The organism is Mycobacterium sp. NGS59, from assembly GCF_059812345.1.
This window is the reverse complement of the sequence record NZ_JCALCN010000001.1, coordinates 191,071-211,892: the sequence shown is the minus strand read 5'-3', so window position 1 is coordinate 211,892 and position 20,822 is coordinate 191,071. Positions and strand designations below refer to the sequence as shown.

The 20,822-nt window shown below is 66.0% G+C and carries 18 protein-coding genes and 1 pseudogene; 2 read left to right on the top strand and 17 right to left on the bottom strand.

Annotated features, from left to right (window positions below):
- Positions 1–3 precede the first annotated feature (3 nt).
- The 3 genes from AC5Y46_RS00940 to AC5Y46_RS00930 all read right to left on the bottom strand — a co-directional run bounded on the left by AC5Y46_RS00940 (position 4) and on the right by AC5Y46_RS00930 (position 3,736).
- A complete protein-coding gene (locus tag AC5Y46_RS00940) occupies positions 4–1,191 on the bottom strand; it encodes a type III polyketide synthase (RefSeq protein WP_499944487.1) in 1,188 nt (395 codons plus the stop codon).
- The gene (locus AC5Y46_RS00935; protein WP_499944486.1) at positions 1,188–2,660 is read right to left on the bottom strand and encodes a fatty acid desaturase; all 1,473 of its coding nucleotides are present in this window, start codon (positions 2,658–2,660) and stop codon (positions 1,188–1,190) included. The genes AC5Y46_RS00940 and AC5Y46_RS00935 overlap by 4 nt, the downstream gene beginning before the upstream one ends.
- Before the next feature lie 209 nt (positions 2,661–2,869).
- Entirely contained in the window at positions 2,870–3,736 is an 867-nt protein-coding gene (locus tag AC5Y46_RS00930) for an LppX_LprAFG lipoprotein (protein WP_499944485.1), read from the bottom strand.
- A gap of 405 nt (positions 3,737–4,141) precedes the next feature.
- On the opposite strand from AC5Y46_RS00930, the gene AC5Y46_RS00925 reads away from it, so the two are divergent.
- Positions 4,142–5,347 (top strand): serine hydrolase domain-containing protein, encoded by a 1,206-nt coding sequence (locus AC5Y46_RS00925; RefSeq protein WP_499944484.1) that lies wholly within the window; start codon positions 4,142–4,144, stop codon positions 5,345–5,347.
- Between the two features lie 24 nt (positions 5,348–5,371).
- Here AC5Y46_RS00925 and AC5Y46_RS00920 read toward each other — a convergent pair whose 3' ends face one another.
- The 11 genes and pseudogenes from AC5Y46_RS00920 to AC5Y46_RS00870 all read right to left on the bottom strand — a co-directional run bounded on the left by AC5Y46_RS00920 (position 5,372) and on the right by AC5Y46_RS00870 (position 17,823).
- Positions 5,372–8,047, bottom strand: coding sequence for a fumarate reductase/succinate dehydrogenase flavoprotein subunit (locus tag AC5Y46_RS00920; protein ID WP_499989971.1), 2,676 nt, complete (start codon positions 8,045–8,047; stop codon positions 5,372–5,374).
- On the bottom strand, positions 8,047–8,796 hold the full coding sequence (locus AC5Y46_RS00915) for an ABC transporter ATP-binding protein (RefSeq protein WP_499944483.1): 750 nt from the start codon (positions 8,794–8,796) through the stop codon (positions 8,047–8,049). The genes AC5Y46_RS00920 and AC5Y46_RS00915 overlap by 1 nt, the downstream gene beginning before the upstream one ends.
- On the bottom strand, positions 8,793–9,623 hold the full coding sequence (locus AC5Y46_RS00910; protein WP_499944596.1) for an ABC transporter permease: 831 nt from the start codon (positions 9,621–9,623) through the stop codon (positions 8,793–8,795). The genes AC5Y46_RS00915 and AC5Y46_RS00910 overlap by 4 nt, the downstream gene beginning before the upstream one ends.
- Positions 9,624–9,643: 20 nt before the next feature.
- Entirely contained in the window at positions 9,644–11,032 is a 1,389-nt protein-coding gene (locus AC5Y46_RS00905; RefSeq protein ID WP_499944482.1) for an ABC transporter substrate-binding protein, read from the bottom strand.
- Between the two features lie 23 nt (positions 11,033–11,055).
- Positions 11,056–11,286 carry a 4Fe-4S dicluster domain-containing protein gene (locus AC5Y46_RS00900; RefSeq protein WP_499944481.1) on the bottom strand — a complete coding sequence of 77 codons (231 nt, stop codon included), beginning with the start codon at positions 11,284–11,286 and terminating at the stop codon, positions 11,056–11,058.
- Entirely contained in the window at positions 11,286–12,020 is a 735-nt protein-coding gene (locus AC5Y46_RS00895) for a GntR family transcriptional regulator (protein WP_499944480.1), read from the bottom strand. Before AC5Y46_RS00895 ends, AC5Y46_RS00900 begins: the two co-directional genes overlap by 1 nt.
- A gap of 265 nt (positions 12,021–12,285) precedes the next feature.
- A pseudogene (locus AC5Y46_RS00890) lies at positions 12,286–15,042 on the bottom strand (aminotransferase class I/II-fold pyridoxal phosphate-dependent enzyme); the annotation flags it as partial.
- Between the two features lie 174 nt (positions 15,043–15,216).
- Positions 15,217–15,633 (bottom strand): antitermination protein NusB, encoded by a 417-nt coding sequence (locus tag AC5Y46_RS00885; RefSeq protein WP_499944479.1) that lies wholly within the window; start codon positions 15,631–15,633, stop codon positions 15,217–15,219.
- Entirely contained in the window at positions 15,630–16,124 is a 495-nt protein-coding gene (gene nusB, locus AC5Y46_RS00880; protein ID WP_499944478.1) for a transcription antitermination factor NusB, read from the bottom strand. The genes AC5Y46_RS00885 and nusB overlap by 4 nt, the downstream gene beginning before the upstream one ends.
- Before the next feature lie 2 nt (positions 16,125–16,126).
- Positions 16,127–16,690 carry an elongation factor P gene (gene efp / locus AC5Y46_RS00875; RefSeq protein WP_499944477.1) on the bottom strand — a complete coding sequence of 188 codons (564 nt, stop codon included), beginning with the start codon at positions 16,688–16,690 and terminating at the stop codon, positions 16,127–16,129.
- A 14-nt stretch (positions 16,691–16,704) separates the two neighbouring features.
- A complete protein-coding gene (locus AC5Y46_RS00870) occupies positions 16,705–17,823 on the bottom strand; it encodes a M24 family metallopeptidase (protein ID WP_499944476.1) in 1,119 nt (372 codons plus the stop codon).
- A gap of 33 nt (positions 17,824–17,856) precedes the next feature.
- Here AC5Y46_RS00870 and AC5Y46_RS00865 point away from each other — a divergent pair, with 33 nt between their 5' ends.
- The gene (locus AC5Y46_RS00865; RefSeq protein WP_499944475.1) at positions 17,857–18,627 is read left to right on the top strand and encodes a B-4DMT family transporter; all 771 of its coding nucleotides are present in this window, start codon (positions 17,857–17,859) and stop codon (positions 18,625–18,627) included.
- 154 nt (positions 18,628–18,781) lie between these two features.
- Here AC5Y46_RS00865 and aroQ read toward each other — a convergent pair whose 3' ends face one another.
- Genes aroQ through AC5Y46_RS00850 form a run of 3 tightly spaced genes read right to left on the bottom strand, consistent with a single transcriptional unit; the run spans position 18,782 to position 20,819 of the window.
- The gene (aroQ, locus tag AC5Y46_RS00860; protein ID WP_499944474.1) at positions 18,782–19,213 is read right to left on the bottom strand and encodes a type II 3-dehydroquinate dehydratase; all 432 of its coding nucleotides are present in this window, start codon (positions 19,211–19,213) and stop codon (positions 18,782–18,784) included.
- On the bottom strand, positions 19,210–20,298 hold the full coding sequence (gene aroB, locus AC5Y46_RS00855; RefSeq protein WP_499944473.1) for a 3-dehydroquinate synthase: 1,089 nt from the start codon (positions 20,296–20,298) through the stop codon (positions 19,210–19,212). The genes aroQ and aroB overlap by 4 nt, the downstream gene beginning before the upstream one ends.
- Positions 20,295–20,819 carry a shikimate kinase gene (locus tag AC5Y46_RS00850; protein ID WP_499944472.1) on the bottom strand — a complete coding sequence of 175 codons (525 nt, stop codon included), beginning with the start codon at positions 20,817–20,819 and terminating at the stop codon, positions 20,295–20,297. The genes aroB and AC5Y46_RS00850 overlap by 4 nt, the downstream gene beginning before the upstream one ends.
- Between the last annotated feature and the right edge of the window lie 3 nt (positions 20,820–20,822).

Below are 20,822 nucleotides of genomic sequence, written 5' to 3'. Positions count from 1 at the left end.
CACTCATTTCAAGGACCGCCGGACGATGTCGAACAACATGCCTTCTACGGTGACCCCGGGTGCGAACGAGAAAGCCATACCCGTGGAGATGGGTTTCGTCGACTCCGCTTGCCGCACCATCATTTCCAGCACGAAGATCAGCGAAACGCTGAGCATGTTGCCGAACCGCGCGAGCACGTCCCAGCTGTGCGCCGCGCTCTCGGCGGGCAGGCCCAGCGACCGCACCGACTGCTCGATGATCTTGGGTCCGCCGGGGTGGATCGCCCACAGATCGATGTCGGTTTGCTGCAAGCCGTTGTCCCGCAACACCTCTGCCACGACGGGTGCGACGCTGCGGAAGATGTAGTCGGGCAGGTTCTCCGACAACTCGCACGTGATGCCGTTGTGGTTGACGCCGAGCACGATGCCGTCTTCGGCGTCGTCGAGCAGTCGGGTGAAGGTGCTGCGAATCACCACGTTGCCTTGCGGGAGCGCCTTGTGCACTTGGCTGGCCCCGATGAGCAAGGCGCCGCACCCGTCGCCGAACAGGCTGTGGATGACCACATCGTTGACGTCGTCGGCGAAAACGGCATTGATCGAACACAATTCGATGCACACCACCAGCGACTTCATGCTGGGGTGGGCCCGGACAAAGGTTGCGGCGGTGCGGACGGCGTTCATCGCCGCCGCGCAACCCATGAAGTTGACCACGACCCGCGACACCGACCGCGACAGACCCAATTCCTTGACGATCGCGACATCCACACCCGGCGCGATGAACCCGGTGCTGGTGACGAACACCAACTGCCCGATCTCCTCGACCTGGTACGGAAGTCCCGCCAGCGCACGCCGACTGACCTCGACCGCCAGCGGAACGGCGTGTTCGAAGAACAGGTTCATCCGGTCCCGGATGGTGCCCGGTTCCTTGCGGAACGCGTCGAACTCGGGATCGAGTGGGTCAACCACCATGCGCCGGCTGTCCACCCGTGTCTTCTGGTACATCCGCGGAATGCGTTGCCGTTGTTGAGCATCGGCGAACAGTTCCGCGACCCGAAGGGCGGCGTCGGCCTGGTCGACCACCCGCTGCGGCGACCCGGTCGCAATCCCTTCGATGACCGCGACCGTGGTGGGCGGCGCCGGCGGCAGTTGGGCCAGCCGGACTTCGGTTCCTTCTGCGACGGGGAGCACGCCGCCGTCGGCCGGGGTGCTCATACCGACCCGATTCCGACGAAGCCGGCGACCACGTAGCCGGCGCTGTCCTTGAATGCACTCGGCGACAGATGTTCTCGCAACAGGCCCCAGTGCCGGTCCCTGGCCGGCCGCGACGGCGACAACAGATAAGTGCGGCACAGCTTGGGCAACCGGTCGGTGAGGAACCGCTTCGGCGGTAACCACTCGACACCGGACTTGGCCGACTCCTCGCGCAGCACATCCTCGGTGACGATGTTGGCGAATCCGCTGCGCTGGAACGGCAGCACGTGATGCACGCGGTGCGAACTCAGGCCGGCGGACAGGAAACAGTCGATGTAGCGGTTGCCGATCACACTCAGGTCGTTGGCGTGCTCGACCTGATCCACCGCCCAGTCTTCACCGGCAGGTTCGGGATCTGCGTCCTCGTTCTCGAACTCGTGGCTGGCCACCACCATGAAGGTGCTGACCCACAGTGTCGCGACGAATTGCAAAGCCCAGGCCCAGAAGTCGCCGGCCGCCAAGAACACAACCAGCTCGGTCACCAGCAGCAACCGTACCCCCGACGAACCGAGGAAGTGCGGCAGCGCATTGCGCCAACTTCCATAGCCCTCTTCGACGCCGACCTTGCGCGTCATGTTCCACACGTCGGCGATGCGGACGGCCATGCCGGTGACCAGGTGACCGAACTTGTGCAGGGTGTGCACCGGGACGCGGTACAGCCGGGGCAGCCGCATCATCATGGTGAAGACGTTCTTCTTGATGTCCACGTCGCTCTGGGTGTATGGGTGGTGCAGCAGCGTGTGGCCGTCGGCGACGACCAGCGCCAGTGCGATGTAATTCAGGTCGAAGGTGTTGGCAAAGACCCGATTCCAACCCCGTTGTGCCCGGTGCAACGCGTAATGGCCGTAGCCGACCAGCGAACTGCGCAGCAGGACCATCGCAATGACGAACGCCCACAACGGCATCCACCGCGGCTCGACCAGGCGCACCGCCTGAACGCCGAAATACGAGATCGCCAGCAGGACGGCAACGATGTTGAAAAGCCGGTCCATCCGCTTGATCCGGGCTGCCAGCACCGGCTCGCACAACCGTGCTTTGACGCGGTGCATCAGGTCATCTCGGTTGTCGAACCGGTACTCAGGTGTGTCGCGCCGGCTGTCGAAGTCATCTTTGAACAAGAACGGTGGCGCGTTGTGCTTGGGGTGAATGTCACGGGGTGTCGCCTCGCGGCCCAACGAGTAACGCCGCTCCAGAATGCGCTCGACGACCTTCGGGTCTCGGTGGTAGGAGGCGATAATCGCAGTGATGTCACGGTTTTTGGTTCGCCCGATGAAGAAGGCGCCACCGGGGTGCTTGGCGATCCAATCGCTCAGGTCGTATGCGCGTCCGTTGTATACCCATACGTCGGGCAGCACAGGAGGGCCGCCCGGCGGAGGCCCAGGGCGCGCGTCGGGGCCGCGCTCCTGAACTTCGGGTACGTCGTTGGTCATTCGTGGTCCTCCAGGTCTGGTCGAATGAGATCGGCTGCGCGCCGGGCTTTCCGGTGAGCTGGCCCAAATGGTGGGGGCACGGCCTTGGAAGAGCCTTGGAGGATTCTCAAAGAGTCGGTCTCGGACGAGAACCGACCCGGGGCCCGGCGGCCGCATAGGCGGTGCCGCACTCCCGGGTCGGTTCCCAATCCGGGACTCACCTGTGGCCGTTACCCCAAGGGGTTCGGGATGGTAACCGGCTCACCCCATTTGGAGAGGTTGATGGTGACCTTGCCCTTGTCCTTGTCGAGCACCATCCGCACCAGGTACGGGCTCGGCGGCGTGCCCGGCGCTCCCGGTGCCTTCACGTCGGCGATGTACAGCGTGACCGGGAGCGGCCCCTTGGCGTCCTTGCCGATCTGCGGCACCAGCGGGTCGATGATCGCCGGGTCGATGGTCCCGGAAACCTTCACGGTCGGTACACCGTCGATCGTTTCATTGCCACCGATCTGCGGGCTCTGCACCTTGCCGATCACCGCGCCGATTCCCTTTTCCTTGTCCAGCACCACGCCCGGGTCGTAGATCTTGCTCGCCTCGCCGACCGAGGTGTACTTACCCGAATCGTCCTTGGTGTACATCGTCTTCTTGGTGACGATGAACTGCTTGGGCACTGCCGGGGTGTTCGGCTGCAACCGGATCATGGCGTCGCCGACGGCCTGCCCGCCGAGGTCCTCGGGCTGGTTGGTCACGTCGGCGTTGACCATTTCCATCGGCAGCGTAGTGATGTCGGTGGTCTGCAGATTGACATGCAGATTGCGCAGGCCGGTCGTCGCCTTGGAAGCGTCCTGCAGCAGTTGTTGGGCCTCGGGCGATGCGGCGCCGGAGGTGGCGGATGACGCCCCGGAGGTCGCCGAGGTGGCGGCGGATCCGGATGTCTGAGATGTCGAGGAACTACCGGTGTTCGATTTGCCTCCGCATCCGGTGACGACCGTCGCGACAAGTGCTGCGACGAACAGAATCGCTACAGACACCGGGGTCGAGGGTCGACGGGAGACAGGTCGGTGGGAGATTTGCGCTTGTGAGATCAAGCCATTCATGGCCAGCCTTTGCTGAGTTTAACCAACCAGTGGTGATGAGCAGCGGGTCGCTACCCTCGTCGTACGGTGTGGATGGATGCTGACGTCCAGCAACCGCCCACCATCGCGGATCTCGGTGACTGCACACCCGCACCCTGGTTCACCAGCAACGACACCGTTCAACTGCGCGTCGCTGCCCTCACAGCGTGTTCCCCAGTTCACTTTGCCGGAGAGCGCGACAGTAACATGCGGCCCGCGTGCTGCAAACCATACTCACGGAATTAACTGTCGACGGATTCGACCAGCGCAGCATCCGCCGGATCGATCTTTGCGGCGAAGGCACGACGCACCAAACACTCAGGTGGCGCAATGACTCCCGGTCATTTCGGCGGGCACAGCGTGCTGTCAAGCGGCTACCCTACCCGAGTGAATCTGGACGGCAATCAGACGACCATCCGCGAGGTCTGCGACGCCGGCCTGCTCTCCGGAGCGGTCACGGTGGTCTGGCAGCGCGGAGAGTTGTTGCAGGTCAATGAAATCGGGTATCGGGATGTCGAGGCGGGCCTGCCGATGCAACGTGACACCCTGTTCCGCATCGCCTCGATGACCAAACCCGTCACGGTCGCGGCCGTCATGAGCCTGGTCGACGAAGGCAAGCTGGCCCTGAGCGATCCGGTCGCGCGGTGGGCCCCGGAGCTCGCCGAGGTGTGGGTGCTCGACGATCCGCGCAGTCCGCTGGAGCGCACGCATCCGCTGCGGCGTCCCATCCTGATCGAGGACCTGCTCACCCACACCAGTGGGTTGGCTTACGGATTCTCGGTGTCCGGGCCCATCTCCCGCGCGTACCTGCGGTTACCGTTCAACCAGGGTTCCGACGTCTGGCTCACCGAACTCGGCACGCTGCCACTGGTACACCAGCCGGGCGAGAAGGTGACCTACAGCCACGCCATCGACGTGTTGGGCGTCATCTTGTCCCGCGTCGAGGACAAGCCGTTGTACGAGGTCTTCGACGAGCGGGTGCTGGGCCCCGTCGGCATGCCCGACACCGGATTCTTCGTCACGCCCGAGGCCCGGTCGCGGGCGGCCACCATGTACCGACACGACGAGAACGACCGGTTGCAGCACGACGTGATGGGTCCCCCGCACGTCAAGCCACCCGCGTTCTGCAACGCCGGGGGCGGATTGTGGTCGACCGCCGACGATTACCTGCGGTTCGTGCGAATGCTGTTGAACCACGGCGTCATCGACGGTGTGCGGGTGTTGTCCGAGGAGTCGGTACGACTGATGCGCACCGACCGGCTGACCCCAGAACAGAAGCGGCACAACTTCCTCGGCGCGCCGTACTGGGTGGGTCGTGGGTTCGGCTTGAACCTGTCCATCGTCACCGACCCGGTCAAAGCCGCTCCGCTGTTCGGGCCGGGCGGGATCGGGACGTTCAGCTGGCCCGGCGCCTACGGGACGTGGTGGCAGGCCGACCCGAGCGCGGACCTGATCCTGATGTATCTGATCCAGTACTGCCCCGACCTGACGGTCAATGCCGCCGATGCGGTAGCGGGCAACCCGACCCTGGCGCGGTTGCGTACGGCGCAGCCGCGGTTCGTGCGCCATACCTATCGCGCGCTGGGGTTGTGAACCGACCGCGGCGCACCTCCTCGGCTACACACGTTCCAGTGCGCGGCGCGCGTAGGCACGGACGTCAGCGTCGTTGTCCTGCAGCGCCACCACCAGCGCGTCGTGAATCGTTGCCGCGGTAGGCAAACGAGTCAAACTGAGCACCGCGGCTTTGCGCACATCGAGGTGGGTGTCACGCAGCGCATCAGTCAACCGCGGCACCGCGAAGTCGCTTTGAGCGCCGCCCAGCGCCCGCGTCGCGCCTTCGCGGACCTGCCAGGCCGGTGCCCGCAACGCCTGCTCGATGTTGGCCCAATCGCTTTCCCGGCAACCGATTTCACCTAGCGCGCTGAGCGCGGCCGCGGACACCAACGGATCGGGATCGGCGACCAGAGCGCTCACCGTCTCGGCACCGCCACCCAGAGTCGCCAGGCCGGCGGCGGCAGCGATGCGAACTTCCCGGTTCTCGTCGGCCGTGGCGGCCACGACTCCGGCTACGTCGTCCACCGAGACCAGCGCACGGACGGCCTCGATGCGCACCCGGTGGTCCGGGTCGTCGATCGCGCGACGGAAATCCCCGGGTGCACCGGCCCGGCGCGAAGCAAGCAGATACACCGCAGCGGCGCGCACCGTGGAGTCCTTCGACGACAAGTGCGCGCGGGCGCCGGCGGGATCGGGCAGCATTTCGACCAGTTCCCGCGCCCCTTCCGCCGCGGCGCGCCGCACTGCTGCGTCCGGGTCGCCCAGGGCGGCCAACAGCGCCGAAGCATAACCGGGCGGGGTGTGTTCGGTCAGCGTGGCCACTGCGGTGCGCCGCACGCCGGCATCGGAGTCCGTCAGGTACGGGACCAGGTCGTCGATCGTCGGTTCGTCCAGTGCCAGCACCGCGGCGATGCGTGGTGACGGCGGATCGACCGCCACGGCGGCGACTCGGGACCGCGTGCTGGCCGGCGCCTGGCCACCGACGAGCGGAGGCTGCGCCACCTCCAGCACCCGCTGATCCGTCGGCGGCAGACCATCGAGTTCTGGAACTGACACGAAATACGGTGCCACCGGACGCTTCAGGAACAGCATTGCACCCTCGGGCCCTTTGCGCAGGTTCAAGTGATACCCCCATCGGCCGTCGTCACGGTCGGGCAGGTCGGCGCGGTTGTGATAGAGGCCCCAGCGCGATTCGGTTCGGGTAAGCGAAGACCGTGCCGCCATCTCCGCGCAGTCCCGGATGAACGAGACTTCCACCGCGCGCATCAGCTCATGCGGTGTGCGGGCTCCCATCGTGGCGATCTCGTCTCGCATCCGATCGAACGTGCGAACCGCGATCGACAACTTGGCTGCGGACTTCGGCGGCGCCACATAGTCATTGACGAAACGCCGCAGCTTGTATTCGACTTGCGGTTGGGGCGGGCCGTCCGGGTGCCGCAACGGACGGTAGATGAGCTCGTGCGCTGCGCGTAGTTGCTCCGCCGGGAGCGCCTGTGGGGCAGCGACTTCGGTGCACGACCTGGCTGCGTCCGCCCCGGCCAGATCACCGAAGACGAATGCGCCGATCATGTAGTTGTGCGGGACGCAGGCCATGTCGCCGGCGGCATACAGTCCCGGTACCGTCGTCCGGGCATGTTCGTCCACCCAGACTCCCGACGCGGAATGTCCACTGCACAAGCCGATTTCGGAGATATGCATTTCCACGTCGTGGGTTCGGTAGTCCTGCCCGCGGTTGGCGTGGAAGGTCCCGCGGGTGGGTCGCTCGGTGGTGTGCAGGATGTTTTCCAGCGCGGACAATGTCTCATCCGGTAGGTGGGACACCTTGAGATAAATGGGACCCCGTGCGGAGTCGATCTCGCTCTTGACTTCGGCCATCATCTGTCCCGACCAGTAATCGGAGTCGACGAACCGCTCACCGAGGGAGTTGACCTGATACCCGCCGAACGGGTTGGCCACATAGGCGCACGCGGGCCCGTTGTAGTCCTTGATCAACGGATTGACCTGGAAGCACTCGATTCCGGACAGCTCTGCCCCGGCGTGATAGGCCATGGAGTAGCCGTCGCCTGCGTTGGTCGGGTTCTCGTAGGTGCCGTACAGATAACCGGATGCGGGCAATCCGAGTCGCCCGCACGCGCCGGTAGCAAGGATCACCGTCTTGGCCCCGACAGCGACGAACTCGCCGGTGCGGGTGTGCAACGCCGCGGCGCCTACCGCCCGGCCACCCTGGGTCAGGACGCGCACCGGCATCAGCCGGTTCTCGATGCGGATCTTCGCCCGCATCGACTTCTGCCGCAGCATCCGGTAGAGCGCCTTCTTGACGTCCTTGCCCTCGGGCATCGGCAGCACATAGGAGCCGGACCGGTGCACGCGGCGAACCGCGTACTCCCCGTGCTCGTCCTTCTCAAATTTCACCCCATAACGCTCCAGCCGCTGCACCATGGCGAAGCCGCGGGTGGCGGTCTGATACACGGTGCGCTGGTTGACGATTCCGTCGTTGGCACGGGTGATCTCCGCGACGTAGTCCTCCGGTTCGGCACGTCCCGGGATGACGGCATTGTTCACGCCGTCCATCCCCATGGCCAGCGCACCGGAATGGCGTACGTGCGCCTTCTCCAGCAGCAGCACCTGGGCGCCATGCTCGGCGGCGGTGAGCGCAGCCATGGTGCCGGCGGTGCCGCCACCGATGACGAGCACGTCACAGTCAAGCCGGAGCTGCGGTTCAAGGGCCGGGATCTCCATCATGCCGCCACCCAATCCTGCAGAGCCGCAATGATTTCCGCGCGCTGGTCCGGCCACTGGCGAGCCATCCTGGGTTCCGGGATCTCGACCAGAGCGCGCAGCGGCCGGCCGGCCCGGCCCAGGACGGCGACTCGGTCACCGAGAGCCAGCGCCTCGTCGACGTCGTGGGTGACGAAGACGATCGTCGTCGGGTGGGCCCGCCAAGTGTCGATGAGCAGGCGCTGCATGGCCGCGCGAGTCTGGGTGTCCAGCGCACCGAACGGTTCGTCCATCATCACCGCGCGTGGCGCGCCGGCCAGGCCGCGGGCCAACTGCACGCGCTGGCGCATTCCACCGGACAAGTTCTTGGGCAGGTATCGGCCGAAACCGGTGAGCCCGACCTCACGGATCCAGCGTTCGGCCTCACTACGCCGGGTGGCCCGGGGCTCGCCCCGCAGTCGCAGTGCCAGTTCGATGTTGGACCGCACACTGCGCCACGGCAGTAGAGCGTTGTCCTGGAACACCATTCCGCGATCACCCGAGGTGCCGGTGACGTTGACGCCGTCGGCCAGGACGCGTCCGTCGTCGGGCATCATCAGACCGGCCAGTGCGCGCAACACCGTCGACTTGCCGCACCCGGACGGACCGGTGAGCACCAGGATCTCCCCCGGCCGCACCGTCAGGGTCACGTCATCGATCACCGGAGTTCCGCTGTAGGACAATCGCACTCGATCCAGTTCGAGACTCATGCCCTGGCTTGAAACAGTCATCGCTTCGTCTCCTCTCCGCGCGGCAACCATCGAGTGACGCGACGGCCCACCACTTCCACCGCCGCCGACGTGACGAAGCCGAGCACCCCGATCGTGATGATGCCGACGAACACCTGCGGATACGCCAGCACGGTGTAGTTCTGCCAGGTGCGGTAACCGACCCCGAGCCGACCGGAGATCATCTCCGCCGAGATCACGCAGATCCAGGCGACGCCCATGCCAACCGACAGACCGCCGAATACACCCGGCAGGATGCCGGGCAGCACCACCCGGATCAGCACCTCCCAGCGACCGCCGCCCAGGGTGCGCACCGAGTCCTCCCACAACGTGGGCAGTGCCCGCACCGCGTGCCGGGTGCTGACCATGATCGGGAAGTAGGCCGCCAGGAAGGTGATGAAGACGATGCCCGCCTCGTCGGTCGGGAACACCAGAATCGCCACCGGGACCACCGCGATCGCCGGGATCGGCCGGACCAGTTCGGTCAGCGGGCCGAACAGATCGCCGAAAAGCTCGGAGCGGCCTAGCAATACGCCGGTCGCGACGCCCACTGCGGCCGCCAGCCCGAAGCCGGTCAGGATGCGCAGCAACGACTGCGCCAGGTCGAGCCAGTATTCGAAGGCGCCTAACCGCCGGGTCAGGGCGTGCACGATCTCGGTGACGGTCGGCAAGGTGTCGAACCGCAACCAGAACCGCACCTTGGCTGCGGTCAGCGCCTGCCACATACCGATCGCGGCGCCCAGCGACACCAGGCGCAGCAGTCGCGACCGCCACGCGGCGTTGAGTCGATGCGGCACTGTGAAGGCGGGCACCGGCACTGCCGGCACCACCCGGTCGGTCAACTCGGTGGTCACAACGAACCTCCCAACGCCTGCTGATATGTCACGGTGACCGCGCCGGGGTGTGCCGCGGCGTAACGGCGCGCTGCGGCCGGGGTTCCGAACGGCCGGTAGGTGGCACCGTCGCGGATCCAGACGGCCTTGTCGGCGAACCATCGGGTGCCCAACTCCGCGTCGGGCACGTAGGCGGCCCGGACTCTGGCTCCACGGGCACCGGCGTCCCTAATCGCCCGCAGCAATGCGGTCGGGTCGGCGACGGTCTGAGTCTCAGTGGTCCCGTCCAGCCACAGTTCGCTGGCCTGTGCCGGATCGCCGGCCAGCGTCGAGGGGTTCGCGGTACGCGCCCGGGCCGCCCCGTAATCCAGTCCCCGGGCGCCGAACACGGCGCGCAGCGGCTCCTCCTGGACGAATTCGCTGACGTCCAGGGCCGCGAAGTCGCCGATCGACTCCAGGTAGGGCACGTCGCCCTTGAGTGCGTCGACAAGCGACGGCTTCAGGGTGGTGTCGAAGGACGTCCCGCCGGGGCCGTTGTAGAGATAGACGACCTCGGGCGGCAGTCCGCTCCCCTCGGCCACGATGCGCGCCGCCTCCAGCGGCTTGGTGTTGAGGAAGTCGGTGGCATCCAGTTGCGCCTGCAGGAACGCCGCCAGCACTTCCGGATGCGCCCCGGCATAGGACCGTCGCGCCACCACCCCGTGCAGGGTCGGCACGTTGAGTTCCGCGCCGTCGTAGAGCAACTTGCCTTTGTTCTGATAGACCAGCAACCCGGGCCAGGCGACGAACTGCGAAAGCGCCTGCACCTGGCCGGATTCGAGGGCAGAAGCACCGACCTGGGGTTGCTGGTTCAGCACGTCGACACCCGTCACGCGGGCTCGGTCCAGGGCACGCACCAAGGTGCCGTGGCCGGCCGAGCCGATACTGGCCGACACCCGCGTGCCGGCCAGGTCCGACAGCGTGGTGGCCGACGAATTCGGCGCCACCACAACCATGTTCAGCGCGCCTTTGGGGTTGTAACCGGTGACGGAGACGAGCTCGGTGCGGGCCAGCGGGTTCGCCTGGGTCTTGGAGCCGTTGATCAGCATGGGGTAGTCCCCCATCGAACCGATGTCGATCTTTTCGGCCAGCATCTGCGCGGTGATCGGCGCCCCGGTGTCGTAATCCTGCCACCGCACAGCGTATTTCGTGCCGGTACGGGTGGTGATGTCGGCGAGCCGGCGCTCCAGGTAGCCCTGGGCGCGCAGCAGAGTGCCCGCGGTGACGGTGTTGATGGTCTTGGACTGGTAGCCGATGACGACATCGACCACTCCGGAAGACTGCGCCAGCGACTCCAGCGAGCAACCGGAGGCCGCGACGGCGACAGCGGTCACCATCGACACTAGCGCAACGGCCTGTCTCACCATGAAAAATCCTGAGCTGTCGGGTTTCAGCGGAGCAGGTACGGCATGTTCACCGTCACGGCGCCGGTTGGGCAGCGCGCCGCGCACGGGCCGCAGTACCAGCACTCATCGACGTGCATGTACGCCTTGCCGGTTTCCGGATTGATCGCCAGCGCATCGAGCGGACACACTTCCACGCACAGCGTGCAGCCGTCGATGCAGAGTGACTCGTCGACCGTGACCGGCACATCGGCGCGGTTGTTGTGGACCAGGGTCACTACTCACTCCTTGTCAGGTTGCCGCGCATGGTGATTCGGTCGCCCCGCATCCTGATGTATTCCAGGTCCACCGGCGTCCCGTCGTCGAGGCTGGTGAGTCGCTCGAGCATCAGCAGTGGCGCGCCGTCGGGCACTTGTAGGGTCGCCGCCGAATGCGCGTCCGCCGGAATGGCTTCCAGCGCCAGCGATGCCGAGCCCAATCGTTGCCCGCTCACCTGCTCGATGAGCGCAAAAAGATCGTTCTCTTCCAGCGGTTGGCCCAGGATGGCGGCGCCGATGCCGGGGGTGAGATAGGTGAGGTCCAGGCTCAGCGGCAGGTCGCCCAGGTAACGCAACCGCTCGATGAACACGACGTCGGCACCGACGTTCAACCGCAACCGGCGAGCCACCGAGGGCGGTGCGGTCATCAGGGTTGCGGTCCGCACTTCGTTGCGGACTTCGCCCTGGTTCTTAAAGGTCTCCTTCAGACCCAGCAACGCCTCCAAACCGTGCTCGTATTTGCGTTGCGCGACATGGGTTCCGATCTTGGGCCCGCGGTCGATCAGACCCTCGTTCTTCAGCACACCGAGCGCCTCGCGGATGGTATTGCGCGAGACCGAGAATTCGGCGGCCAGATCGTTCTCCGTCGGCAGACCAGCGGCATAGGCACCGAGGTGAATCTGCTGGCGCAGCACGTCGGCGGTCCGGCGCGCCCGGTCGGCCCGGGTTTCCTGATTCGGCGCTGTCTCGCTCACGCCGTCACGCTAATGCAGGTCAGCGGGCCTTCGCCGGGCACGCATCAGGGTCGGTTACCCCGGTTGCAGCTATTGCGCCAGCGCCGTTCGCGTCGCGACCAGGCATGTTTTCGACGCAAATCGCCATTGCGCCACCCCGATGTCGCGGCCGCAATTCTGATCGTCCTGAAACAAATGACGCTGTCGGTCCTCAGTTCACCGGAACCGTGTGTTCGTTGGCCACCAATGTCTGTTCCGAACCCGTCGGCTCGGACCCGTTGCCGTTGGCGCTGGCTGTGCTGACCGCGCAGCGCTTGGCTTCCATCCGCTTCAGCGCCTCTTGGGTGAATACCGACAACCCGAGTTCGTGGTTGTAGCCGTGGATTTCCTTGACGTCGAGTTGCGCCATGAAGTAGACGATCTCCCTGGAGACCACCTGTCCTGGCACCAGCACCGGGAAGCCGGGGGGGTAGGGCACCACAAATGTGGTGGACACCAACGTCTTTCCCTCGGCCAGCCGCCGGCCGGCCGTGCCGAGCAGCACATACTCGCGGTCGGACTCCTCGTAGCCGGCGTAGAACGCCGACCGGGTGTCGCCGTACACGCTGTTCTCGTCCGGGCGGAAGGCGACGTCGAATTCGCTGAAGTCGGGCAGGTGCGGCAGATCCTCGGTGATCTCCTCGACACGCTGCCTATGCAATGCCCGGTCGGCAGCGCTGGCTGCCTTCTGAATCCGGTCGAAGTCGATGGCGACCCGGCGAAGTACATCGAGCAGGTGATGCACGCTCGACCAGGTGACGCCGATGGTGAAGATCAGCAGCACGCTGTTGATCGACGTCTTGTTGATCTGGATGCCGAACCGGTCCATCAGGATCTTCTCGCGGAAGTCGTACCCGTTCATGCCGGTGTTGCCGAGGAACAACGTGACCCGGGTCGGATCCAGCACGAACTGATCCGACCGCCAGGCCTCGTTCCACTCGTCCAGGGCGCCCTGCCGGACTTCGCGGTACGAGCTGACATGGGAGGCCCGGTACTCCTCGGGCACCAGGTCGGATTCGTCGAGAATGCGGAACCACTTGCTGATCAGCCGGTCCTTGCGGACCCGGTGGCGGAACACCAACGCCATGTCGTAGACCTGGCGCACCATGTCGAAACCCTCGATGTCGACCTGGCGGCGGGCCAAGTCCAGCGATGCGAGAAGTTGCTGGTTCGGCGATGTCGAGGTGTGAGTCAGAAACGCCTCACCGAAAGCGTCGCGCGCAAGTGCGTTGAAGTCCTGGTCGCGGATGTGGATCATCGACGCCTGCCGGAACGCCGACAACGACTTGTGCGTGGAGTGTGTGGCATAGACGCGCACCCGGGCCTGATCGGGATCCGGCAACAGTTGGCGCTCAACCCATTCCGAACGCGGCAAGTCCTGGATCGAGGCCCGCCAAGCGCGGTACTCCTCGCGGTATTCCGGCGATGACAGCATCTGCTCGAGACGCTCTGCGGCCACCATCGCGGTGCGCTGCCGGGCCCACGGCACGGCGGTGGCGAAGGCGTACCAGGCCTCGTCCCACAGGAAGACGATGTCCGGCTTGATCGCCAGCACCTCTTCCATCACCCTGCGGGGGTTGTATACGACGCCGTCGAAGATGCAGTTGGTGAGCAACAACATTCGCACCTTGTGCAGCTGCCCGGCCTCCTCGAGATCCAGCAGTGCCTTCTTGATCGTGCTGAGCGGCACCGCCCCGTAGATGGCGAACTGCGGAAGCGCGTAGGACTCCAGATACCGCGGGTAGGCGCCGGCCAGCACCAAGCCGTAATGGTGCGACTTGTGGCAGTTACGGTCGATGAGCACGATGTCACCCGGGCGGGTCAACGACTGCACGACGATCTTGTTCGCCGTGGATGTCCCGTTGGTGACGAAGTAGGTGTGGTCGGCGTTCCAGGTGACCGCGGCCTTGTCCATCGCCTTCTTGATGTTGCCGTGCGGATCCAGCAACGAGTCCAATCCGCCTGAGGTGGTGGATGTTTCGGCCATGAAGATATTGCGGCCGTAGAACTCGCCCATGTCTTGCAGCGTCTTCGAGTTGAAGATGCTGGCGCCGCGCGCGACGGGAAGGGCGTGGAATTGGCCGACCGGCGCGGCGGCGTAGGCCCGCAAGGCGTCGAAAAACGGTGTGGAGAACCGCTTTCGCAGACCCGCGATGACCGTGCTGTGCAGATCGGTCACGTCGTTGAGCCGGTAGAACGTGCGGTCGTAGATGTCGGGCTCGTCGTCGTTGCCCGCGGCAATCGACTCGTCGGTGAGCAGGTACAGGTCGATGTGGGGCCGCAGTTCGCGGATCCATTCGCCGCATTCGATCCAGTCGTGGGCGCTGTCGGATACCGATGCCTCGTTCTCCGTGTCGTTGAGCCCGAGCAGCGTGTTCATCAACGGCACCCGGTCCCGGGACCGCAGCGGCAGATCGTGGCGGATGATCGCGGCCTGGATCTCGCCGTTGAGTGCCACCGCGGTGATCGCGTCCTCGACGCTGGGCGCCACCAGGATCTCGAACTGGATGTCGTCGTACGGATTGCGCAGTGCGCGAAGGCATTCCACCAGGCTCTCCGGAGCCGTCGCCGGAGAATCGTCGGCGAGCAGCACGGTGTAGAACTGCTGCTGCTTGGCCTGGGCCACCAACTCCTGCTCGGCCAGCGGTGCCGTGATGTCGAAAAGCGCTGTGCGGTCCCCATATTCGGACAGCAGACGCACGGCCAGCGACACTTCCTCGGTGAGGCGCACCGTGGACAGGATGTCCAGGTGGGAGCGGAAGGTCGCCAGGTTGGCCGCCCCGGGATACAGCCAGTACCGCTCGTAGGCGGCGATGCGGTCCATCAACCGCTTGACCTTGGCCAGGTCGTGCGCCTTGTCCATCCCGGCCAGGTCCACCTCGGCGAGATGACGGCAGGCGTCGTCGAGCAAGTTCCAGGTATCGACGCGCGTGTAGGACGGATTTGCCACCGCCGCCAGCGCTGAGACGCGAAGCCGTCGCTTGCGGGCACTCGGTCGAGTCATGTCATCACCTTCTGTCGGCGTGCGCGGCCGACGGCATGAGCAGCATGGACGCAGCGGCCGTGCGTCGCATCGTCACTAGTGCAGTCAAGTCCTGAGCAGCTTTCCGTTGGTACCAGCCGCCATTGTGTCCCGCCGGTGGAAAAATCGCGATGATTTCGCGCGAGGTTTTCGGACTCAGGCCGACTCGTCGTCGGACGCGTCGTCGGCGTCCACGATCTGCTTACCGCCGCGACTGCCCAGCGGGTTCTCCATCCACTTCAGCAGCGGCAGCTGCGGCATCTCCCAGCGCTTACCAGGCAGGTCGGTGACATCGCTGAGCGAGCGCACCACACCCTGGGTCAGGCCCATGATGGCGGCCATCACCGGCAGCAGCGGCTGCAGCGGCTTGGCCGCGGTGCGTACCGTGCTGATGCGTTGGGCCAGGATCAGGCGCTCGACCGTGTGATAGACCCACGCCCCCACACCCAGCGCCAGGATCGCCAGCACCGAGGCCACGATCGTCCAACCGAACGCGGCGCTCACCACGGCGCCGACCACCACCGCCACCGCTGCGATCACTGACAGGACGACGCGCAACTCGAGCCGGGTCATGGCGCGTTCCCCTGCGCCACGCCCCGGACGGCCCGGGCGGCCGCCCGGATCTGCGGTGTCACCAGCATCACCTGACCGAGTACCCCGTTTACGAAACCCGGCGAATCGTCGGTGGACAGTTCCTTGGCCAGCTCGACGGCCTCGTCGACCGCCACCGGCTCGGGAACGTCGTCGGCATAGAGCAACTCCCACACCGCGACCCGCAGGATCGCCCGATCCACCGCCGGCAACCGATCCAGCGTCCAGGCCTGCAAGTGGGAGGTGATCAGCTCGTCGATGTGGGCGGCGTGCTCGGCGACACCGCGTGCCACCGTGGCGGTGTAGGGCGCCGGCGCGGCCACGTCGGGATTGGATGCGGCCAGCGCGGTGCGGCCGTCGACCAACTCGGCCGGGCTCAAGCCGCGCGCCTCGGCCTCGAACAGCAGGTCCACGGCGCGCTTTCGCGCCTGGTGCCGTCCTCGAACGGGTCGCGACGGTTTCCGGTCGGGCATGTTCAGGCGTTTACCCGGCCCAGGTAGCTGCCGTCGCGGGTGTCGACCTTGAGTTTGTCGCCGGTGTTGATGAACAGCGGCACCTGGATCTCCGCGCCGGTTTCCACCGTGGCCGGCTTGGTGCCCGCGCTGGACCGGTCGCCCTGCAGACCGGGCTCGGTGTGGGAGACCACGAGTTCGACGGACACCGGCAGCTCGATGTACAGCGGTGAGCCGTTGTGGAACGCCACCTGCACGGGCAGACCCTCCAGCAGGAACCGGGCCGCGTCACCCACCAGCGACTCGGGCAGCGGGTGCTGTTCGTAGTCCTCGCTGTCCATGAACACGAAGTCCGAGCCGTCGCGGTACAGGTAGGTGGTGTCGCGCCGGTCGACGGTGGCGGTGTCGACCTTGACCCCGGCGTTGTAGGTCTTGTCGACGACCTTGCCCGACAGCACGTTCTTGAGCTTGGTGCGCACGAAGGCCGGCCCCTTGCCGGGCTTTACGTGCTGGAACTCGGTAATGGTCCACAGCTGGCCGTCGATGACCAGGACAAGTCCGTTCTTGAAGTCAGCAGTGCTCGCCACGGTGGGTGAATCTCCTACAAAATGGCCAGTTCCTTGGGGAACCGGGTCAACAATTCCGGGGTCTGCCCAGCTTTGTGCGAGGAGGACTGGTGGTCGCTGGGCACCGCCAGAGTGTCCTCGATGCGGACACCGCCGCGGCCGGGTAGATAGACACCGGGCTCCACGGTGACGACGGAACCCGCAAGTAGTGTACCGGCGGACGTCGCGCCGATGCCCGGCGCTTCGTGTATCTGCAGGCCGACCCCATGTCCCAGGCCGTGGCCGAAGTGATCGCCGTAACCGGCGTCGGCGATGATCTGGCGCGCCGCGCCGTCGACGTCACGCAAGTCCGCGCCCGGATGCAGGGCCTCCCGCCCGGCCCGTTGCGCCTCGGCGACCAATTCGTAGATCTCCAGCTGCCACTGCGCGGCGTTGTCCAGCACGAAGGTGCGGGTCATGTCGGAGTGGTATCCGGCGACCAGTGCGCCGAAGTCGATCTTGACGAAGTCGCCCGAGGCCAGCACCGCATCGGTCGGTCGATGATGCGGAATCGCCGAGTTGGGTCCGGCCGCCACGATGGTCTCGAACGAGATCGTATCGGCGCCGTGGTCGAGCATCAGGCTCTCCAATTCGCGGGTCACCTCGCGTTCGGTGCGGCCCGGTCGCAGGCCACCGCGCTCTACCAGGTCGGTCAGCGCGGCGTCCGCCGCCTCGCAGGCCAAGCGCAGTAGGGCCAGCTCCCCGGCGTCCTTGACCTCACGCAGCGCCTCGACGGTGCCCGATGCACGCACCAACTGGGTGTCATGCCCTTCCAGCCCCCCGTTCAGCGCATCCATCCCGTCGACCGTGACCACGTGGCTCTCGTAGCCGAGTTTGCCTACCCCGTCCTGGCCGGCCCGCCCGGCCAGATAACGTCCGACGGCCCGCTCGATCGCCACTTCGAGATCCGGCGATTGCGCGGCGGCCTGGGTGCGGTAACGACCGTCGGTGGCCAGCACGGCTTCCCGATCGTCAGCAAACACCAGCAACGCGCCGTTGGATCCGCTGAAACCGGATAGATATCGGACGTTTATCAGGTCCGTGACCAGCATCGCATCTAGTCCGGCGGCACCGATTTTGGCTTTGAGGTTGTGTCGACGCTGGGAATGTGTCACGGGTCTTGACGGTACTCGCTACGCTGTTTGCCCATGAACAAGTGGATGGTGCGTGGTCTGGTCTTCGCCGCCGGGATGGTCGTGCTGCGTCTGATCCAAGGAGCGCTGATCAACGCCTGGCAGACGCAGTCCGCGCTGATCAGCATCGTGCTGTTGACGCTCTTCATCATCGCGGCCACAGTGTGGGGCCTCTTCGACGGTCGCGCCGACGCCAAATCCAACCCGGACCCGGACCGGCGCGATGACCTGGCGATGGTTTGGTTGCTCGCCGGCTTGGTCTCCGGACTGGTCAGCGGCCTGGTCGCCTGGCTCATCCACCTGTTCTACGAAGGTATCTACACCGGCGGACTGCTCAACGAGCTAACTACCTTCGCTGCGTTCACCGCGCTGCTGGTCTTCGTGTTCGGAATCCTCGGGGTGGCGGTCGGCCGGTGGCGTATCGACCGCAACGCTCCCCCGCCGGAGAAGCACGACGGTTCGCGTGACGGCTCGCGCGATCGCGACGAGAACACCGACGTGTTCTCCGCCGTCCGCGACGACGACAGCCCCACCGGGGAGATCCCGACCGGCGGTGGCCGCGCGCAGGAACGCACCGCGGTGGCCACGAAAGAGCGGGAAGACGGACGCACCGAGGTCATTCCGACCGACGACAGCGAAGCCAAGACCGAAGTCATCCGCACTCACGACAGTGACGCGAAAACCGAGGTGATCCGCACCCACGACAGTGACGCCAAGACCGAGGTGATCCGCACCGACGCGGACCGCACCCAGGCCGAGCGCAAGCCGGACCTGCGCAAGGACTAGGGCGTGTCGGGGGCTTTGCGCGTGAATCCTTGGCTTTGCGTGTGAATCCTGGGCGGGATCCTGCCGATTTTTCCGGCCAGGCTTCACACCGAAAGCCGTCCCTTCACACTCAACGCCGAGGCTTCACAACCGAAGTCAGGCGGCTGCCGAAACCCTAGTCGCGCAACCCCGCCAGGTAACGCAGGGCCAGCAGGTAACCCTGGATCCCCAGGCCGACGATCACCCCGGACGCGACCGGACTCAAGTAGGAGTGCCGCCGAAACTCTTCGCGCGCATGCACATTGGAGATGTGCACTTCGATCAGCGGTGCGCGCAGTTCGGCGCACGCGTCCCGCAACGCCACCGAGGTGTGGGTCAGACCGCCCGCGTTGAGAATCACCGGCTCTGACGTGTCGGCGGCCCGGTGAATCCAGTCCAGTAGCTCGGCTTCGCTGTCGCTTTGTCGCACAACGACTTCGAGGCCGAGTTCGGCGGCTTCGCGCTCGATCAAGGCGACCAGTTCGTCGTGTGTGGTGCTGCCGTAGACGGCGGGCTCGCGCTGTCCGAGCCGGCCCAGGTTCGGTCCGTTGATCACCTGTACCGTCATGGGGCGCACACTCCCGCGTAGGCCGTCACCAACAGACCCGGATCCGGGCCCACCAGGCGGCCCGGTTTGGCCAGCCCGTCCAGGACCACGAAACGCAGTACCCCGGCCCGGGTCTTCTTGTCTCCGGCCATGTATTCGATCAGCTGTGGCAGCGCGTCGGCCTCGTAACTGACCGGCAGGCCCAGCGATTCCAATATCGCGCGGTGGCGCTGCGCGGTCTCGTCGTCGAGGCGACCGGTCAGTCTGGCCAGCTCGGCCGCGAACACCAGTCCCACCGACACCGCGGCGCCGTGCCGCCACTGGTAGCGCTCCCGGCGTTCGATCGCGTGGCCCAAAGTGTGCCCGTAATTGAGGATTTCGCGCAGCTCGGATTCCTTCTCGTCGGCGGCCACCACTTCGGCCTTGACGGCGATGGCGCGCCGCACCAACTCCGGCAGCACGTCACCATCGGGGTCCAGCGCCGCCTGGGGGTCGGCTTCGATCAGGTCCAGGATCACCGGGTCGGCGATGAAGCCGGCCTTCACCACTTCGGCCATCCCGGCGACGATCTCGTTGCGCGGCAACGTCTTCAGCGTCGAGAGGTCCACCAGCACGGCCAGCGGCTGATGGAACGCGCCGACCAGGTTCTTGCCGGCGTCGGTGTTGATGCCGGTCTTGCCGCCGACGGCGGCGTCGACCATGCCCAGCAGCGTGGTGGGCACATGCACGATCGACACGCCGCGCAACCAGGTGGCCGCCGCGAAACCCGCGACGTCGGTGGCCGCCCCGCCGCCGAGACTGACCAACGCATCCTTGCGACCGATCCCGATGCGTCCCAACACTTCCCAGATGAAGCCGACGACGGGCAGGTCTTTGCCTGCTTCGGCGTCCGGGATTTCGATGCGGTGCGCATCAACTCCCTTGTCGGCCAACAGGGTTCGGATGTTCTCCGCGGTTTGCGCCAGCACCGGCTGATGCAGGATGGCGACCTTGTGCCGGCCGGCCAGCAGCTGCTCGAGTTCGTCGAGCAGCCCGGTGCCGATCACCACGGGGTACGGCGGGTCGACGGCCACCTGCACGGTCACCGGTGTGGGTTTGTCTGTCATTGGGAAGCCTCTACCTGAGTCTTGAGGCGCGACACGATGTAGCGGACCACGGCGCCCGGATTGCGCCGGTTGGTGTCCACCCGGATGGTCGCGACCTTTCGGTACAGCGGAATGCGCTTGGACATCAACTCCCGGAACTTCTCGGCACGGTCGGGTCCGGCGAGCAGCGGTCGTACCGTGTTGCCCCCGGTGCGCCGCACCCCTTCGGCCGCGCTGATCTCCAGGTAGACCACCGTGTGCCCGACCAGCGCTGCGCGCACCCCGGGGCTGGTCACCGCACCACCGCCGAGTGACAGCACGCCGTCGTGTTCGGTGAGCGCCGAGCGCACCACATCTTCCTCGATGCGGCGGAACTCCGCTTCGCCGTCGGTAGCGAAGATGTCGGCGATCGAGCGTCCAGTTCGCGCCTCGATGGCCGCGTCGGTGTCGAGCATGCTCACCCCGAGCGTCTTGGCGAGCCGACGTCCGATGGTCGACTTGCCGGAACCCGGTAAGCCCACGAGTACCGCTTTGGGTGCCATGTG

What these genes read in the sequence shown, in the direction of transcription:
- aroB (WP_499944473.1), bottom strand. Translation starts at nt 20,298, where the DNA reads ATGACAGACAAACCCACACCGGTGACCGTGCAGGTGGCCGTCGACCCG.
- AC5Y46_RS00935 (WP_499944486.1), bottom strand. Translation starts at nt 2,660, where the DNA reads ATGACCAACGACGTACCCGAAGTTCAGGAGCGCGGCCCCGACGCGCGC.
- AC5Y46_RS00940 (WP_499944487.1), bottom strand. Translation starts at nt 1,191, where the DNA reads ATGAGCACCCCGGCCGACGGCGGCGTGCTCCCCGTCGCAGAAGGAACC.
- aroQ (WP_499944474.1), bottom strand. Translation starts at nt 19,213, where the DNA reads ATGACGGTACAGGTGATCAACGGACCGAACCTGGGCCGGCTCGGACAG.
- AC5Y46_RS00920 (WP_499989971.1), bottom strand. Translation starts at nt 8,047, where the DNA reads ATGGAGATCCCGGCCCTTGAACCGCAGCTCCGGCTTGACTGTGACGTG.
- AC5Y46_RS00915 (WP_499944483.1), bottom strand. Translation starts at nt 8,796, where the DNA reads ATGACTGTTTCAAGCCAGGGCATGAGTCTCGAACTGGATCGAGTGCGA.
- AC5Y46_RS00865 (WP_499944475.1), top strand. Translation starts at nt 17,857, where the DNA reads ATGAACAAGTGGATGGTGCGTGGTCTGGTCTTCGCCGCCGGGATGGTC.
- AC5Y46_RS00905 (WP_499944482.1), bottom strand. Translation starts at nt 11,032, where the DNA reads ATGGTGAGACAGGCCGTTGCGCTAGTGTCGATGGTGACCGCTGTCGCC.
- AC5Y46_RS00930 (WP_499944485.1), bottom strand. Translation starts at nt 3,736, where the DNA reads ATGAATGGCTTGATCTCACAAGCGCAAATCTCCCACCGACCTGTCTCC.
- AC5Y46_RS00885 (WP_499944479.1), bottom strand. Translation starts at nt 15,633, where the DNA reads ATGACCCGGCTCGAGTTGCGCGTCGTCCTGTCAGTGATCGCAGCGGTG.
- nusB (WP_499944478.1), bottom strand. Translation starts at nt 16,124, where the DNA reads ATGCCCGACCGGAAACCGTCGCGACCCGTTCGAGGACGGCACCAGGCG.
- AC5Y46_RS00850 (WP_499944472.1), bottom strand. Translation starts at nt 20,819, where the DNA reads ATGGCACCCAAAGCGGTACTCGTGGGCTTACCGGGTTCCGGCAAGTCG.